A 16,047-nucleotide genomic window follows, 5' to 3' on the forward strand; every position below is an offset into this window, starting at 1 on the left:
GGCCTTGCGCACCAGCCGAGAAGGGGGCCGACGGAAAGGCAGCCTATTCTCACACGGCGCTGCAGGCCGGGCAGCCCCCACTTCGGGGCTACCCTGGGCCGGTGCTCGACGAGGTCGCCGTCGAGCGCACCGGGTTTCGAATGAGTCCTCCTCGTCGCCGAACCGCCCGCACGATGAGTGCACCGATCAGCGCACCGACGACGTTGGCCGCGACATCCGCGATCGAGGACACCCGCGCGACCAGCACGATCGCCTGCACCGCCTCGATCGCGACCGACGCTGCGGCCGCGACCGCGACCGCGAGCCCCCACCGACGGGCCGGCAGCTCGAGTGCGAGCAGCGCACCGACCGGCACGAACAGCACGACGTTCGCGATGAACTCGAGCACGTCGTAGGTGACGAAGCCCGGCAGGCCGGCGCGGCGCAGCACGCGCAGCAGGTGCCAGACCACGCCGCCGTTGCCGGCGTCGAGCGGGATCGGCGCGAGCACCGCCACGGCCGCGACGGCGACGAGGGCCCAGAGCACGATGCGCGCGGCGCGCAGCCCACGCGGCGGGCGCCTGGCCGGGCTCGCCGAGCTCGTCGCGCGACTCATCGCCCCGCCTCACCAGGCAGCCATGCGTACCCCGACAGGTGCGCGCCGAAGTCGTAGAGCGTGACCTTCGGTCGCGCGCACGGGATGGACAGGTACGCGTCAGGCGTCGTGGAACCGCCCCGGTACCGCCAGATGCGCAGCTCGCACGGCGCCGCATCGATGCGCACGACCAGCTTCACCGTGCGTGCCTGCCCGGCCATGGCCGGTGCGATCGGCGACCGGGCACTCGTCTCGCCCGCGGCGTTCCGAGCCATCACGACGTAGCTGAGCGACGTCGCGGCCGGCAGCGTGCCGCCCGAGACATCCCCACTCGAGCCCTGCGCCCGCAGAAGCTCGGGGCGCTTCAGGCCGGGCGCGGGCGCCGCCGCGAGCGGCTGCACCGTCCACACACCGCCGCGGCGCGCGAGCACCCAATCGCCGGTCGCGACCACCGCGGGTGCGGCGGCGATCGCCGCAGCGATCTCGTCGCTGCCGCCGATCGCCACGCCCGGCGACGCGAGCCATACCCCGCCCGTTCCCGGCGCGGTGGTGAGCGCGGTCAGGCCGCGCGCGGTGACCGTGGTCGACTCGGCGGGCTTGACGACCGAGACGAGCGCGCCGAGCGGCACGTCCTCGCTCGCGAGCGCGCGCAGCTCCTGCGAGTCGCGCAGCACGAGCTCGGTGTGCTCGTCGGTCGTCGAGTCGTCGATCGTGATCGCGGGCGGCTGCGCCGACTTGCCGCGGGTGAGGTAGAGCACCGACGTGTCGACCGTGACCTTTGAGCCGCGGATCGCGAGCATCGTCGCGTTCGACACGGGCGCCTCCTGGTGGGCTGCGCCGATCCGCACCCCGGCGCACGAATCGAGCTCGATGCGCCCCGTGACGGTACCCGTGATCTCAGCGCCGCGCGAGTACTTCAGCCGCGCCAACCACACCGACCCGTCGGCCTTGCACGACGCCATCAGCAGCCCGTCGCCCGATGAGATCTGCTCGACGAGCACCGCGTTCGCGGGCCCGCCGGCGCGATTGTGGCACTGCACGAAGACGTTCAGGTCGCTGTAGTCGGCCCATGACAGCAGGGCGCGACCGGCGAGCAGCACGACGCCCTCGAACCGCGAGCCCGTGCGATTCGCGAAGCTGAACCCCGTGTTGCCGCCGTCGCCGTCGATCGTGCCGGCGCGCACCGTGAGCGAGACGAGCGCCCCCACCGACTTGCCGCTGGCGCGGGTCGAGGCATCCACCGTCACCGTGCCGCGCGCGGGCGACCACGCGCCGCGCTTGGTGTTCGGAAACACCGCCCATCGCACTTCGGGCTCGCGCCAGAACGCATCGGTGCTCGGCAGGTTCGGTCCGAGCTTCAGCGTCGCCCCGTCGAGGTTGAGCACGAACTGGTCGTACGTTCCGCGGTCGAGGAAGACCGGCGAGTCGAGTAGGTAGGTGCGGCCGGCCTCGAAGTCGATCGCGCCGGCTCCCGCGTCGAAGGCCGCCTGGATCGCGGGTGCGTCGTCGGTCGCGCCGTCGCCGACCAGACCGGCATCGGCCGCAGTGACGGATGCCCCGGGGCGACCCCGCCCCGGCGCGCCGCCCCGCATGGTGGAACCGGCCTGCGCGGATGCCTCGGGCGCCCGCGCTGCGGCGACCGCGCCGAGCCCGCCGAACGCGGTGAGCGCGAGGAACGCGCGTCGGGTGTCGGGCATGGTCTCCCCCTTCTCACCGGGCGATCAGGCGATCGGCCCCGGCGACCTCCCCTGGCCGAAGGCCGACCCCGGCTCGAGGTCGATCGCCGCGGGCGCCGACTTCGACCGACGGATCGACGCGATGACCCCCACCGCGCCGAATACGAACGGATACGCGGGCGCCGAGCCGAAGACGGGCGCCGCGATCGACTCGGTGATCAGCAGCACGAGCCATCCGACCCCGCACAGCCGCACCCAACGCACCAACGACGACTCACCCGCGACGGGACGCAACAACGACCACCCGGCCACCGCCACGCCGATAGCGAAGCCGATCGTGCCCACCCACCCGGTCTCGCCGATGATCGCGGGCCATTGGGTGTCGTTGAGGAACCGGCCGTCGGCTCCCCGCCCGAGCCCGTAGATGTGGTCGAACCCGCGGATCACGTACTCGGGGCTGTACACCTCGGACGCGGTGAAGCTGCCGTACCGCCCGAAACCCGCGCCGAACGGGAAGTACCCGGCGGCAACGTCGAGCGAGCCCATCGTGATCGTGCCGCGCGCCGAGTCCTCGACGAGGTAGAGGTCGACGTCGGCGCCGACGAACTCCAGCAGCGGCGGCACCAGCACGAGCGCGAGCAACGGACCGAACGCCAGCACCACCCAGATCAGGTTCGGCCGCGCGAACCGCAGTGCGAGCGCGCCGATCGCGGCGATCAGGCCGACCAGCGACTTCACCCGGAACGTGAGCAGCGCCATCCCGGCCGACAGCACGAGCAGCACCGCGTTCCACGCCGAGCTGCGCACCGCGTACCGGTACGCGAACACGGCGACCGCGAACACCGCCGCGAGCCGGCCGAACGCCGCCGGATGCTGGAACGGGCCGCTGAGCGACGGAATGCCGCCGTAGTAGTCGACCGGGGGCCGACCGGTGAAGGTGGTGGCCCACTGCACCGGCATCACGAGGTTGCCGACGGCGGTGAGCGCGAGCAGCACGATCGCCACCACGCCGGCGCGCACGAGCACGCGCAGGTCGCGGTCGCGCCATTCGACCTGTGCGAGCGCGAACGCGAAGAGCAGCCCCTTCACCGCGAGCAGCAACCCCTCGCTCCACACCTCGCCGGGAATCTCGCGCAGCAGGCTGCTCGCCACGCCGGCGACCGCGAACACCGCGAACCACGGCCAGCCAGGCAGGCCGACGATGCGCCGCTCGGTGACGAACCGGCGCGCCGTGAACGCGACCAGCGCGACCATGACGACGAGTTCGTCGGCGTTGCGACCCACCGGGCCGAGCGCCCCCTGCAGCGGCACCGACAGCACGATGGTCGCGAGCGCGATCAGTGCGAACGCGCGAGGCAGGAACGCCGCGACGAGCAGCAGCGCGAGCCCCATCGCGCCGAGCACGGGCAGCATCGGCTCGATGACCATCGTGGGGATGAAGACGGCGACCACGATGGCCCCGAGCGCTGCCCAGCCGAGCGCGCCGAGCCACGAGGGCACGGCGCGCCGGCGGCGCGCCGGCCGGCCGTGCCCCGCGCGGGGCCGGTCGGGCCGGGCGGGCCCGGTGCGCTCGGTCGTCGCGGTCATCGGATGCCTCCGGCTACGCCGCCGCGTCGGGTCCGCGAGCGGGCACCCGGTTGAGCACCACCCCCGCCACCGTTGCGCCGGCCGACAGCACCGCGCGGGTCGCGGCGGCGAGCTCGTCGACGGTGCTCGAACCGGCCCGCGCGACCACCAGGTACGCATCGGCGAACGGCGCGAGCAGCAGCGGGTCGGCGACCGCGGTGACCGCACCGCCGTCGATCACGATGAGGTCGGCGTCGCGCGCGAGCGCGTCGAGCGCGGCCGCCATGCGGGTGGATCCGAGTGCCTCGCTGCCGCCCTCGGCGGCCGGAGCGGTGCGAACGAGCCGCAGGCCCGGCGCGACCTCGGTGGCCAGGCCCGCCGCCGACCCGGTGCCGTCGAGGAATCCCGCGAGTCCGCCGCCCTCGACGGGCTCGGTCTCGAGGGCGCCGATCGCGGGCGCCCGCAGGTCCGCGTCGACGAGAGCGACCCGCTGCCCCGAGTCAGCGGCCGCGGTCGCCAGGCCCGCGGCGACGGTCGTGGCGCCGGCGCGCGGCTCGACGGCCACGACCACGATCACGCGCGTCGCCGGCGAGGCATCCGGGGCTGCTCGCGAGGCGTCCGGCCGCTGCGCTTCGGAGGCCGCGCGCGCGGACGCGCCGATCGCGATCCGCAGCCGCTGGAACGCATCGGCGAGCGCGGGCGTCTCCGCGAGCCCGACCAGGTCGGCCGGCGCGAGCCGACGCTGCCTGGGCACCGTGCCGATGAGCGGCGGCAGGTCGGCGCGGTCGAGGTCGCGCGGGCCGCGGATGCGCCGGTTGAGCACTTCGCGCACGGCGACCACGGTGAACGCGATCACGAGGCCGGCACCGAACCCGATGACGAGGTCGAGCCACAGGATCGGCACGGCGCGCACATCGGGCACGAACGCCGGGTCGACGACGCGGCCGGTGATGCCGCCCGACTGGCCGTCGGGGCCTGTGACCGTGGTCGAGACGGCGGAGATCAGTTCGTCGGCGATCGCGCCGGCGAGCGCGGCCGCCTCTTCCCCCGTGTCGGCGCCGGCCGTGATGGTGATGAGTGCGCCGCCCGTCGCCGACGGTTCGACCGTCAGGTCCTTCGCGAGCTCGTACGACGGCACGTCGAGTCCGAGCTCCTCGATCACGGGCTGCAGTACCTCGCTCGTGAGCGCGAGCTGGGCGTAGGTCGGCAGCTGCTGGGCGATCAGGTTGTTCGCCTGCAACTCGTCCTGCATCGACCCGCCCGACTGCACCGCCTCGAAGGCGACCGTGGTCTTCGACTCCCACGCCTCGGGGATGATCCAGGTCGCAGCGAGGCCGCCGACCGTGCCGACCAGTACGATCACGGCGATCACCGCCCAGTTGCGTCGCACCACCCGCAGGCTCTCTCGCAGTTCCATCAGTCGCCTTCCCCTCGCGCGTTCCGTTCCCGGCGCGTACCTCGCGTGCTCATCCGAGCGTCTCCGCGAGGAACGCCAGCAGTTGCGGCCGACCGTCGACCTGCAGCACGTCGACCCCGTGCCGAGCACCGGGCACCTCGACGAGCTGCACCGGCACCCCGGCGGCGGTCAGGGCATCGCGCATCGCCCTCGCCTGCTCGATCGGCACGATCTCGGCCGTCGAGTTCACGAGCAGGAACGGCGGATCCGTCGCATCGATCGCCGTGATCGGCGACGCCGCAGCAGCCTGCGGGCAGGCATCGGGGGTGGTCGGCGTGCAATTCAGGTAGGCGAGCACCATCGCCGCGCCGTCGCGGGTCGGGGTGCCGAGGGTCAGCGCCTGCTCGGTGAACACGCTCGGCCCCGACAGCGAGGCGACCGCAGCGACCCGACCCCCGGTGGTGCGGTCGCCCTCCCCAGCGGTGCCGACCCACTGCGCGAGGATCGCGCCCGCCGAGCTGCCGACCAGGCCGACACGCGCCGGGTCGATGCCGAACTGCGCGACCTGCTCGGGCTCGCGCAACCAGTCGACGGCTGCCCGCACATCATCGACCTGACTCGGGAACACGAACGCGGGCGCCAGGCGGTAGTCGATGGTGAACGCGGCGTAGCCCTCGACGGCGAGCTCGTCGCAGAGCCCGCCCAGCGCCGACTTGCCACCCGACACGAACCCGCCGCCGTGGATGAGCACGACGGCCGGCACCGCGTCGTCGCCGTCGCGTTCGGGCAGGCAGGCGTCGAGTCGCAGCGGGCCCCCGTCGCCCTCCCAGTACACGAGGTCGCGCTGGCGCCCAGCAGGAGGCGCGGTCGCCTCGGGCGTCGCGGGTGTCGCGTTCGATCCGGGTGATCCGGCGGGCTCGGAGGCGTCGGGTCGGCGCTCGGTCGCGTTCGACGACGCGCATCCCGCGAGCAGCAGCACGCTCACCGCGACCATCGGCACGAACCATCCGTGCCGATCACGACGATTGCCACGCCTCGCCCGACGCACGCTGCGAACCGATCCCCGCATCCGTCTCCCCTCGACAACGGCGACGCACCCGATGGTGCGGTCGCCACGGATGCGAGCGCGTCGGATGCGTTCCCCCCACCCTCCCCCGGCCAGGCGGACGTCACGTGACGGGCGTGTTAATTCCCCGCGACATCCGTAGCCGCCCCCGATGGCCCTCGCTACGCTCTGGTTCCGTTCAAGGGGGAGAACGTGACTCACGCCGCAACCACCATCGCGGCGGGGAGTTCGCGGCAGACCCGACAGCTGAAGTGGTCAGAACTCTACGTGCAGCTGCTGGTCTCGACCGACCTCCTCGTCGTCATCGTCAGCGTCTGCCTGGCGCTCGTGATCGGCCGCGTCGCGGCGGTGCACGGAGGATTGCCCGAGATCCTCGGCCTCTCGCCGACGTTCGTCTCGTCGGCCGCGCTCGTGACGCTCTGGATGGCCGCGCTGTCGGCCAGCGGCAGCAGGTCGCGCCGCATCGTCGGCACCGGCGTCACCGAGTACCGGCGCATCATCCACGTCGGATTCGTCGTCGTCGGCGTCGCCGGGCTCAGCGCGTACGTGCTCGGCATCGACGGCTTGCAGGGATTCCTCGCCGTACTGCTGCCGATCGGCACCGGCCTCCTGCTCGTCGACCGGTGGGTCTGGCGAAAGTGGCTCGCCGCGAAGCGGCGACAGGGACTCATGTCGCATCGCGCGCTGCTCGTCGGCTCCGAGGCATCCGTCGCGTCCGTGGCCCGCGACCTGGAACGCGCGCCGCAGGCCGGATTCCGCGTGGTGGGCGCGTGCACGCCGACCACGCGCGTGGCCGGCGTGATCCCCGGCACCGAGATCCCGATGTCGGGCAGCATCGACCGCCTCATCGAGGCGCTCGAGTCGGTCGACGCCGACACCGTCGTGATCACGAGCGCCGACGAGTTGCCGCCCGACCGCGTGCGGGCCCTGAGCTGGCAGCTCGAACCCGGACGCCAGCACCTGGTGCTCGCGCCGAGCCTCACCGACATCGGCGGCCCCCGACTGCACACCCGACCGGTCGCAGGGCTCCCGCTCGTGCACGTCGAGACGCCGCGCTACGACGGCGGCAAGATCTACGCGAAGCGCATCCTCGACGCCGTGGGTGCCGCGGTGCTCGTGGCGCTGCTCGCGCCGGTGCTCGCCGTCATCGCCCTGGCGGTTCGGCTCAGCTCACCGGGCGGCGTGATCTTCGCGCAGGAGCGGATCGGCCTGCGCGGCGAGCCGTTCCGCATGTTCAAGTTCCGCTCGATGTACGTCGACGCCGAGCACCGGCTCGACGAGCTGGCCACCTCGACCACGGACGACGACCGCACCGCCGGCAACCGGGTGCTCTTCAAGATGCGCGACGACCCCAGGGTGACCCCGATCGGGCGCATCCTGCGGCGATACAGCCTCGACGAACTGCCGCAGCTGTTCAACGTGCTGCTCGGCTCGATGTCGCTCGTCGGTCCGCGGCCGTCGCTCGAACGCGAGGTCGCCAAGTACGCCCAGCACGTGCACCGGCGATTCCTCGTCAAGCCCGGGGTGACCGGGCTGTGGCAGGTGAGCGGGCGCTCGAACCTCGACTGGGACGAATCGGTGCGGCTCGACCTCTTCTACGTCGAGAACTGGACCATGACCGGAGACCTGATGATCCTCTGGCGCACGGCCAAGGCCGTGTTCGCCAGAGACGGCGCCTACTGACGGAGCATCCGATGCGGTCGAACCCTACGCCGGCCTCGCGACTCGCCTGGGCCGACCTCGCCCGGGGCGGGGCGATGATCCTCGTCGTGTTCGCGCACGCGGTGCAACTGCTCGACGCATACGGATGGACGCTCGGATGGCTCGACCCCGCGAACACGTACCTGACCGCGATCCGGATGCCCCTGTTCTTCCTCATCTCGGGCGTGTTCGCCGCGCGCGCGGTGCGGCGCAGCTGGCCCGGGCTGTTCTCGTCGCGGCTCGCGCTGCTCGCCTACGTCTACCTGCTCTGGATGCTGGTGCGCGCGATCTGGTTCAGCGTCGTGCCATGGCCGCTCGACGACGTGCCGCCGTGGCTCGCCCTCGCGGTCGCGCCCGTGTGGCCGACGAACGGGCTGTGGTTCCTGTACGCGCTGATCCTGTACCTCGTGCTCGCGAAGCTCACCCTGCGCTGGCCGCGGTGGATGGTCATCGCGTTGTTCGCCGCACTCTCGGTCGCCGCCGCATACGGTGTCGTGGCGTGGCTCGCCGGCGGCGCGAGCGCCTGGACGTGGACCTGGAACTCGATCGCGATGTACGGACTGTTCTTCATGCTCGGCGTGCACGGCAGCCGGATGTGGCGCGACCTCGCCGCGCGCACCCGCGTGTGGTGGGCGGTGCCGGCGGCGGTGGCGATCCCGCTGGGCGTGATCGGATTCACGCTGCTGCCCGCACCCCTGCTCGGCGTCGGCCGGATCGCGCTGTCGGTCGCCTCGGTCGCCGCCTGCGTCGTCATCGCCGCCGCCGTGGCGCGCTGGGAACCCTTCGCACGAACGTTCGTATACATTGGCGGGCGCACCCTGCCGATCTATGTCGTGCACGCCATGCTGCTCGCGGCGCTCGTGCCGCTGGCTCCCGCCGACGCGGTGATCTCGTGGGTCGCGGTGCTCGTGCTGGTGGGGCTCGGCGTCGTGATCCCGCTCGGGTTGTACCGCTGGCTCGGCCCGATCGGCGGCGTGTTCAACCTGCCGCACCCCCTCGCACGCAGCCTCGTCCGCTGGCGCGCACGTCGCGAGCCCGAGCCCGAGTCGGCGTGACGCCGGAACCGCGATGAATCCACAGAAACACGAATGGCCCGCTTTCGCAGGCCATTCGTTTACTGTCTCAACACAGTGCGCGCCCGGAGGGACTCGAACCCCCAACCTTCTGATCCGTAGTCAGATGCTCTATCCATTGAGCTACGGGCGCATGGGATGTGCCTGCCGCTTCAATCGCGATCAGGCAACCACGTGAGTCTAACCCACTCCAGCGGTGAACGCGAATCGGCGCCGACGCGCCGGCGAAGCATCCTGACGAGGCATCCGCTCGCCGTTCTGCCCGGCCGGATGCCCCGAACCGGTCGGAAAACAGGATGAGCCGGGTCATGCCGTCTGTGGAAGACGGATGACCCGGCTCATCCTGTTTTCGCAGCGCACACGCCGCCGCCGAACGCGCCAGGAACCGCACCCGGCGCGGCACCCTACCCCTTGACCGCCCCGCCGAGCCCGGCCGAGCGCAGGAACACCCCCTGGAACACCAGGAACAGCGCGATCGGGATGATCGTCGCGATCGCCAGCGCGGCCAGGAACACGTCGAGCTCGGTCTGCGACTGCACCGCCGGCAGCCGCACCGACAGCGGCTGCACGGCGGGGTTCGGCAGCACCAGCATCGGCCAGAGGTAGTCCTTCCAGGCGGCGATCACGGCGAACACCGAGACGACGCCGAGGATCGGCTTCGACATCGGCAGCACCACCGACCAGAACAACCGGAACGGGCCCGCGCCATCCGTGCGCGCCGCCTCGAACACCTCGCGCGGCAGCCCGTCGAAGAACCGCTTCACGAGCAGGATGTTGAACGCGTTCGCCGCCATCGGCAGCCACACCGCCGCGTAGTTGTTCAGCAGCGAGAAATCGCGGCCGAACAGCGGCGGGTTCACGATCGTGAGGTAGAGCGGCACGAGCAGCACCACCGACGGGATGAACAGCGTCGCGAGCACGAGGCCGTTCAGCACCTTCGCGTACGCGGGCCGCAGCACCGAGAGCGCATAGCCGGCCGTCGTCGCGACGAGCAGCTGGAAGAACCAGGCGCCGGCCGCGATCACGAGCGTGTTGAAGAAGTACTGGTCGATGTGGATGTCGTTCCACGCGGTCTCGAGGTTCGCCCAGTCGATGCCGTTCGGCCAGAGCGCGAATGGCTGACGCAGCGTGTCCTGCGTGGGGGTGACCGCGGCCTTCGCAAGCCACAGGATCGGCCCGAGGCCGGCGACCACGAGCCCGACGAGCAGGAACACGTGCACCACCGACATACCGACCCGGGTCGAGCCCTTGCGGCGGTCGAACTCCGAGACGATGCCGCGGTCGCCGACCGAGTCGGGGTCGACGCGCTTGGGGCGGCGGCGGGGCCGCAGCGCAGCCAGCGAGCGCCGCGAGCCCTCCTTGCGGGCGAGCTCCGACGTGGAGGTGGTGGTCGTCATGAGGTGCTCCAGCGGTCGGTCAGCTTGAAGTACAGCCAGCTCAGCAGGGCCAGCACGATGGCGAGCATCACCGACAGCGCGGTCGCCTCGCCGTAATTGCCACCCAGCGAGTTCTGGAACGCGTAGCGGTAGATGAGCAGCAGCACGGTGACGGTCGCGTTATTCGGCCCGCCGCCCGTGAACAGGAACGGCTCGAGGAACACCTGCGCGGTCGCGATGACCTGCAGGATGAGCATGATGAAGAGGATGCCCCGCAGCTGCGGCAGCGTGACGTGCCAGATCTTCTGCCAGATCGTGGCGCCGTCGACCTCGGCGGCGTCGTAGAGCTCGGGCGGCACGGCGAGCAGTGCGGCCAGGTAGATGATGATCGATCCGCCGGCAGCGGCCCAGGTCGCCTCGAGCACGAGCGAGGGCATCGCGGTGTCGGGGCTCTGCAGCCACGGCTGCGGCGGGATGCCGACCCAGCCGAGCACCGTGTTGAACACGCCGGTGGGGCTGGCGTCGTAGAAGACCTTCCACAGCAGCACCGCGACGACGGGCGGCACCACGACGGGCAGGTACGCGAGCGCCGAGTACAGGCCCTTGCCGCGCTTGACCTCGCTCATCAGCACGGCCATGAAGATCGGCAGCGGGAACCCGAACAGCAGAGCGAGCACCGCGAAGTACAGGGTGTTGAGCACCGCGCGACCGAGCAGCGGGTCCTCGAGCACGTTGATGAAGTTGTCGAGCCCGACGAACTCGCTGGTGATGAGGTTCGTCTTCTGGAAGCTCATGATCACCGACTGCACGATCGGCGACCAGCTGAAGATGCCGAACACGACGAGCATCGGCAGCACGAACACCAGGTTCGCGAGTCCCCCGCCCTGCACCCAGGTGCGCGGGTTGCGGCTGCGCCTCGGCTTCGAGGGCGGCGGCGGGGCGGCGGGGCCGGCGGCCGGCTCGGCCGCCGGAGGCGTTTCGGTGAGGGTCATGTCGGGTTCCTTCGCGGTCGGGCGGATGTCGCGGGCCTGCGTTCGAGGCCGGCCCGCGACATCCGTCTCACTGCGCTAGTTGTCGAGCAGCGCCTGCGCCTCGTCGTTGACCTGCGTGAGCAGGGCGTCGATGTCGGCGTTCTGGTCGGTGAGCACAGCCTGCACCACCGGGTCGAGCAGGGCGTAGATCTCCTGGGTCTTGCCCTTCGGCTCACCCACGGGGGTCTGATCCCAGATGCCCTCGATGAACGGCGCCATCTGGTCGCGAGGCACGTTGATGTAGTCCTCGATCCAGATGAGCGACTGCTCGTACTGCTCACGGCTGACGACCGGCAGCAGCGGGGTGCCGACCGCCTGGTCGCTCGCGGCGAGCGTCTGGGCGTCAAGCACGGCGGCATCCTCGTTCAGGAGCTTCTGCATGTAGTACCAGTCGATCCACTTGACGCCCGCGGCCTTGGTCGCGTCGTCGAGCGTCGGGCTCAGAACGGCGATGTCGCCGCCGCCGAGCGTGCCCGGGTCGTCGCCCTCGAGCGGCACGACGGTGAGGCCGTACTGCTCGGAGGGCATGCCGAAGTCGCGCACGAGGGCGGTGTAGACGTCGGAGCCCGAGGTGTACATGCCGATGTTGCCCGCCGCGAACTCCTGGTTGATGGTGCCCCAGTCCAGGTCGAACTTCGCCCCGAACGAGTTGTCCTCCCAGCGCAGGTCGTGCAGGAACTGCAGCGCCGCCTTCGTGGCGTCGTTGTCGATCGTCGACGTGTAGGTGCCGTCGCCGTTCGCCTCCTGGATCCGGCCGCCGCGCGCGGCGGTCGCCGCGGTGAGCTGCCAGCCGCCCGTGTTGTTCATCGCCATCTGGGCGTACCCGGCCTTGCCGGTCTTCTCGGCGATGGTCTTCGCCGCCGCGCGCACCTCGTCCCACGTGGTGGGCGGGCTGTCGGGGTCGAGCCCGGCCTCGGTGAAGAGGTCGCGGTTGTAGTGCAGACCCATGGCGTAGGCCTGCCGCGGGAACCCGAAGATGTGGCCGTTCGAGTCGGTGACCTCCTCGATGATGATCGGGTTGAACGAGTCGGCGTAGCCCAGCTCGGTGATCTCGTCGGTCACGTCCATGAGCTGGCCGTTCTCGAGCAGGGTCTTCGAGTCGGTGAACGGCACGGTGAACACGTCGGGCAGGCTGCCGCCGGCGAGCTGCACGGCGAACGTCGGGCCCTCCCACTCGTACTCGACGCCGACGATGTCGATGTCGGGGTTGGCCTCTTCGAACTGCTTCTCCTGTTCGGCGAAGGCCTCGTATGCGGCGGCGTCGGCCCCGGGCGGGAACGTCGCGACGCGCAGCTCGGTCTTCCCGCTCGACGCGTCGTCGCCGCCCTGGCTGCACGCGGCGAGCGTGCCCGCCATCACGAGCGCGGTGAGCCCCGCGATCGCGACCTTGCGTGGTGACTTCATTGTCCAGTCCTTTCGGTGCTGTGTTGAGGTGGTGTTGCGGGGTGCAGCCGCGGCGATCCGCGGCCTCGCCGGTCAGCTCCGGGTTCGGAGCCAGACCGTCGAGTCGGTGGGCAGCAGGCCGCCGGCGAGCGGCGTGCTGGAGAGCAGGATGCTCTCGTGGTCGGGCAGGTCGATCGGCTCGGCACCGAGGTTCGTGATCGAGACGACGTCGTCGCCACGGCGGAACGCGAGCACGTCGGGCGCGGTGTCGAGCCACACGAGGGCGCCGTCGCCGAGCGCGGCCTCGCGCTTGCGGATGCGCAGGGCCTGGCGGTAGAGCCACAGCATCGAGGACGGGTCGGCCTCCTGCGCCTGCACGCTGAGCGCGGCCCAGGCGTCGGGTTGGGGCAGCCAGGGCTGCGCGGATGCTTCGCCTTCGGGCGTGCGGTCGGGGCTGAACCCGAACGGCGCCGACGACCCGCGCCAGGGCAGCGGCACGCGGCATCCGTCGCGTCCGGGGTCGACCCCGCCCGAACGGAAGTGCATCGGGTCTTCGAGCACGTCGCGCGGCAGCTCGACCTCGGGCAGGCCGAGCTCGTCGCCCTGGTAGAGGTACAGCGAACCGGGCAGGGCCGCCGTGAGCAGGGCGGCGGCGCGCGCCCGGCGCGAGCCGAGCTCGAGGTCGGTCGGCGTGTCGAACCGCTTCTTCGCGAACGCGAACGAGGAGTCCTCGCGGCCGTACCGGGTGACGGCCCGGGTCACGTCGTGGTTCGAGAGCACCCAGGTGCTGGGGGCGCCGACCGGTGCGTGCGCGGCGAGCATCAGGTCGATCGAGGCGCGCAGCTCCGAGGCGTCCCACGCTCGCGACATGAAGTCGAAGTTGAACGCGGTGTGCATCTCGTCGGGCCGGAGGTACGCGGCGAAACGCTCTGCGTCGGGCAGCCAGACCTCGCCGACGAGCACGCGGGTGCCGTCGTACTCGTCGGCGATGCGCCGCCAGGCGCGGTAGACCTCGTGCACCTCGTCGCGGTCGATGTGCGGGTGCTCGCCCGGGCCGGCCTGTTCGGGGTAGTCGGGCAGGTCGGGGTGCTTCATGACCTGTGCGGCCGAGTCGATGCGCACGCCCGCGACGCCGCGGTCGAACCAGAACCGCAGGATGTCCTCGTGCTCGCGGCGCACGTCGGGGTGGTTCCAGTTCAGGTCGGGCTGTTCGGGGGTGAACAGGTGCAGGTACCAGTCGCCGGGCGTGCCGTCGGGGTTGGTGGTGCGGGTCCACGGCACGCCCTTGAACTCGGAGACCCACTCGTTCGGGGGCTCCTCGCCGTGCTCGCCCCGGCCGGGCCGGAACCAGAAGCGCTCGCGCTCGGGGCTGCCGGGGCCGGCTTCGAGAGCGGCCTGGAACCACGGGTGCTGGTCGCTGATGTGGTTGGGCACCACGTCGATGATGGTGCGGATGCCGAGCTCGAGCGCCTCGGCGATGAGCTGCTCGGCGTCTTCGAGGGTGCCGAAGGCGGGGTGGATGTCACGGTAGTCGGCGACGTCGTAGCCCCCGTCGGCGAGCGGCGAGGGGTACCACGGGTTGAACCAGAGCGCGTCGACGCCGAGCTCCTTGAGATAGCCGAGCCGGCTGCGCACGCCGCGCAGGTCGCCCGTGCCGTCGCCGTCGGAGTCCGCGAAGCTGCGCACGTACACCTGGTAGATCACGGCGCTGCGCCACCACAGCGGGTCCTCGGTGAGGGCCGGGGGAACCGGTCGGGCACCGGTGAGTGGCATGGTCACGCTGGGTTGCTCCTCGTGTCGGATGGCGTTCGCGCGACACCGATCGGAGGACGACGGCGTCGATGTCCGTCAACGTAATGAGAGCAACAGAATGATGCAACTATTCAACAATCAGGCATCAGTTTGCGACGACTTGCGTGAACTTGCGGATGTCACTTGCAGATTCCGCGCAAGCCACCCCTCCCACCTCCCACCTCCCTGCCCCTGCCCCTGCCCCTGCCCCTGCCCCTGCCTGCCACGGAACACGTTGGAGGATTGGGAACACTTCTGTCGGGGAACGTCCTCCCTAGCCTCGAATGTGTTCCCGTGGCGAGGCGAGAAGGTGGGGGCGGCGGCTGAGCCTGGGGCGGAGGAGGGCGCGTGGCGGAGGAAGCGGTGTGGCGGAGGGAAGGGCGTCAGCGCGGCGCCGGTGCCGTCGACGCCCGCACCACGAGCTCGGGGGCGAAGAGCACCTCGTCGCCGATGCGGCGGTCGCTCGACATCTGGCGCATGAGCAGCTCGATCACCATCTTGCCCATCGCCTCGATGGGTTGGCGCACCGTGGTGAGCGGGGGCTCGGTGCAATTCATGAGCGCCGAGTCGTCGTAGCCGATGACCGAGACGTCCTCGGGTACGCGCAATCCGGCGCGGCGCACCGCCCGCACGGCCCCGAGCGCCATCGGGTCGCTCGCGCATACGATGCCGGTCACTCCGGCCGCGAGCAGCTTCGTCGCCGCGGTCTGGCCCGACTCGAGCGAATAGAACGAGTGCACCACCCGGTCGTCGCCGAGCTCGATTCCGTGCCGCTCCGCCATGCGCAGCGCCGCTTCGTGCTTGCGCCGCGAGGGCATGTGGTCGCTCGGCCCGAGCAGGATGCCGATGCGCTCGTGGCCGAGCTGCACCAGGTGCCCGAAGGCCTGCTCCATCGACACGACGTCGTCGCACGAGACCGTCGCGAAACCGATCTCGTCGATGGGCGCACTGACGAGCACGGTCGGCAGCTTCAGCTCGCGCAGCCGCTCGTAGTGCTCGTGGCCGGCGTCCGCCTGCGTGTACGCGCCGCCCGCGAAGATCACGCCCGACACCTGCTGGTGCAGCAGCAGCTCGACGTAGTCCGACTCCGAGATGCCGCCGGCCGTCTGGATGCACAGCACCGGGGTGAAGCCGTTCTGCGCGAGCCCGCCGCCGATCGCCTCGGCGAGCGCGGGGAAGATCGGGTTCTGCAGCTCGGGCATCACCAGCCCGACCAGGCGGGCGCGTTCACCACGCAGCTTCGTGGGTCGTTCGTAGCCGAGCACGTCGAGCGCGGTGAGCACCGCTTCGCGGGTGGAGGCGGAGACCCCGGGCTTGCCGTTCAGCACGCGGCTGACCGTGGCCTCGCTGACTCCGACCTTCCGCGCGACATCCGCAAGTCGTCTCGACATGGCTGCAATCGTAGGACGCTGGA

General features: G+C 71.2%; 12 protein-coding genes and 1 tRNA gene. 2 read left to right on the top strand and 11 right to left on the bottom strand.

All coding sequences use genetic code 11. The features are described 5' to 3' along the window. Window positions 1–88: 88 nt before the first annotated feature. The 5 genes from FLP10_RS06910 to FLP10_RS06930 are packed head-to-tail and all read right to left on the bottom strand — an operon-like array spanning window position 89 to window position 6,206. Entirely contained in the window at window positions 89–595 is a 507-nt protein-coding gene (locus FLP10_RS06910) for a VanZ family protein (protein WP_149160200.1), read from the bottom strand. Continuing rightward, window positions 592–2,271: a pectate lyase family protein gene (locus FLP10_RS06915; RefSeq protein WP_149160201.1), complete on the bottom strand. Its 1,680-nt coding sequence runs from the start codon at window positions 2,269–2,271 to the stop codon at window positions 592–594. The genes FLP10_RS06910 and FLP10_RS06915 overlap by 4 nt, the downstream gene beginning before the upstream one ends. Window positions 2,272–2,295: 24 nt before the next feature. Then, complete coding sequence (locus FLP10_RS06920) at window positions 2,296–3,837, bottom strand: hypothetical protein (RefSeq protein WP_149160202.1); 1,542 nt, start codon at window positions 3,835–3,837, stop codon at window positions 2,296–2,298. Between the two features lie 13 nt (window positions 3,838–3,850). Continuing rightward, a complete protein-coding gene (locus FLP10_RS06925) occupies window positions 3,851–5,233 on the bottom strand; it encodes a Wzz/FepE/Etk N-terminal domain-containing protein (RefSeq protein ID WP_149160203.1) in 1,383 nt (460 codons plus the stop codon). 49 nt (window positions 5,234–5,282) lie between these two features. Then, window positions 5,283–6,206 carry an alpha/beta hydrolase gene (locus FLP10_RS06930; RefSeq protein ID WP_246150358.1) on the bottom strand — a complete coding sequence of 308 codons (924 nt, stop codon included), beginning with the start codon at window positions 6,204–6,206 and terminating at the stop codon, window positions 5,283–5,285. Between the two features lie 264 nt (window positions 6,207–6,470). On the opposite strand from FLP10_RS06930, the gene FLP10_RS06935 reads away from it, so the two are divergent. Next, window positions 6,471–7,961 (top strand): sugar transferase, encoded by a 1,491-nt coding sequence (locus tag FLP10_RS06935; RefSeq protein ID WP_246150245.1) that lies wholly within the window; start codon window positions 6,471–6,473, stop codon window positions 7,959–7,961. Window positions 7,962–7,972: 11 nt separating this feature from the next. Continuing rightward, window positions 7,973–9,034, top strand: coding sequence for an acyltransferase family protein (locus tag FLP10_RS06940; protein ID WP_149160205.1), 1,062 nt, complete (start codon window positions 7,973–7,975; stop codon window positions 9,032–9,034). Window positions 9,035–9,112: 78 nt separating this feature from the next. On the opposite strand, the gene FLP10_RS06945 is transcribed toward FLP10_RS06940, so the two are convergent. From FLP10_RS06945 to FLP10_RS06970, 6 genes are all read right to left on the bottom strand, one after another. Beyond that, window positions 9,113–9,185 (bottom strand) — tRNA-Arg (locus FLP10_RS06945). Between the two features lie 271 nt (window positions 9,186–9,456). Continuing rightward, on the bottom strand, window positions 9,457–10,449 hold the full coding sequence (locus tag FLP10_RS06950; protein WP_149160206.1) for a carbohydrate ABC transporter permease: 993 nt from the start codon (window positions 10,447–10,449) through the stop codon (window positions 9,457–9,459). Next, entirely contained in the window at window positions 10,446–11,420 is a 975-nt protein-coding gene (locus FLP10_RS06955; protein WP_210418493.1) for a carbohydrate ABC transporter permease, read from the bottom strand. The genes FLP10_RS06950 and FLP10_RS06955 overlap by 4 nt, the downstream gene beginning before the upstream one ends. 75 nt (window positions 11,421–11,495) lie before the next feature. Then, a complete protein-coding gene (locus FLP10_RS06960) occupies window positions 11,496–12,863 on the bottom strand; it encodes an ABC transporter substrate-binding protein (RefSeq protein WP_149160207.1) in 1,368 nt (455 codons plus the stop codon). A 72-nt stretch (window positions 12,864–12,935) separates the two neighbouring features. After that, the gene (locus FLP10_RS06965) at window positions 12,936–14,615 is read right to left on the bottom strand and encodes a glycoside hydrolase family 13 protein (RefSeq protein WP_149162135.1); all 1,680 of its coding nucleotides are present in this window, start codon (window positions 14,613–14,615) and stop codon (window positions 12,936–12,938) included. A 401-nt stretch (window positions 14,616–15,016) separates the two neighbouring features. Then, entirely contained in the window at window positions 15,017–16,024 is a 1,008-nt protein-coding gene (locus FLP10_RS06970) for a LacI family DNA-binding transcriptional regulator (protein ID WP_246150247.1), read from the bottom strand. Window positions 16,025–16,047: the final 23 nt, after the last annotated feature.

The organism is Agromyces intestinalis, assembly GCF_008365295.1.
Taxonomy (GTDB): Bacteria; Actinomycetota; Actinomycetes; order Actinomycetales; family Microbacteriaceae; genus Agromyces; species Agromyces intestinalis.

Coding starts and splice junctions, on each gene's coding strand:
- FLP10_RS06920 (WP_149160202.1), bottom strand. CDS start 3,837: ATGACCGCGACGACCGAGCGCACCGGGCCCGCCCGGCCCGACCGGCCC.
- FLP10_RS06970 (WP_246150247.1), bottom strand. CDS start 16,024: ATGTCGAGACGACTTGCGGATGTCGCGCGGAAGGTCGGAGTCAGCGAG.
- FLP10_RS06955 (WP_210418493.1), bottom strand. CDS start 11,420: ATGACCCTCACCGAAACGCCTCCGGCGGCCGAGCCGGCCGCCGGCCCC.
- FLP10_RS06930 (WP_246150358.1), bottom strand. CDS start 6,206: ATGGTCGCGGTGAGCGTGCTGCTGCTCGCGGGATGCGCGTCGTCGAAC.
- FLP10_RS06915 (WP_149160201.1), bottom strand. CDS start 2,271: ATGCCCGACACCCGACGCGCGTTCCTCGCGCTCACCGCGTTCGGCGGG.
- FLP10_RS06940 (WP_149160205.1), top strand. CDS start 7,973: ATGCGGTCGAACCCTACGCCGGCCTCGCGACTCGCCTGGGCCGACCTC.
- FLP10_RS06910 (WP_149160200.1), bottom strand. CDS start 595: ATGAGTCGCGCGACGAGCTCGGCGAGCCCGGCCAGGCGCCCGCCGCGT.
- FLP10_RS06965 (WP_149162135.1), bottom strand. CDS start 14,615: ATGCCACTCACCGGTGCCCGACCGGTTCCCCCGGCCCTCACCGAGGAC.
- FLP10_RS06925 (WP_149160203.1), bottom strand. CDS start 5,233: ATGGAACTGCGAGAGAGCCTGCGGGTGGTGCGACGCAACTGGGCGGTG.
- FLP10_RS06960 (WP_149160207.1), bottom strand. CDS start 12,863: ATGAAGTCACCACGCAAGGTCGCGATCGCGGGGCTCACCGCGCTCGTG.
- FLP10_RS06950 (WP_149160206.1), bottom strand. CDS start 10,449: ATGACGACCACCACCTCCACGTCGGAGCTCGCCCGCAAGGAGGGCTCG.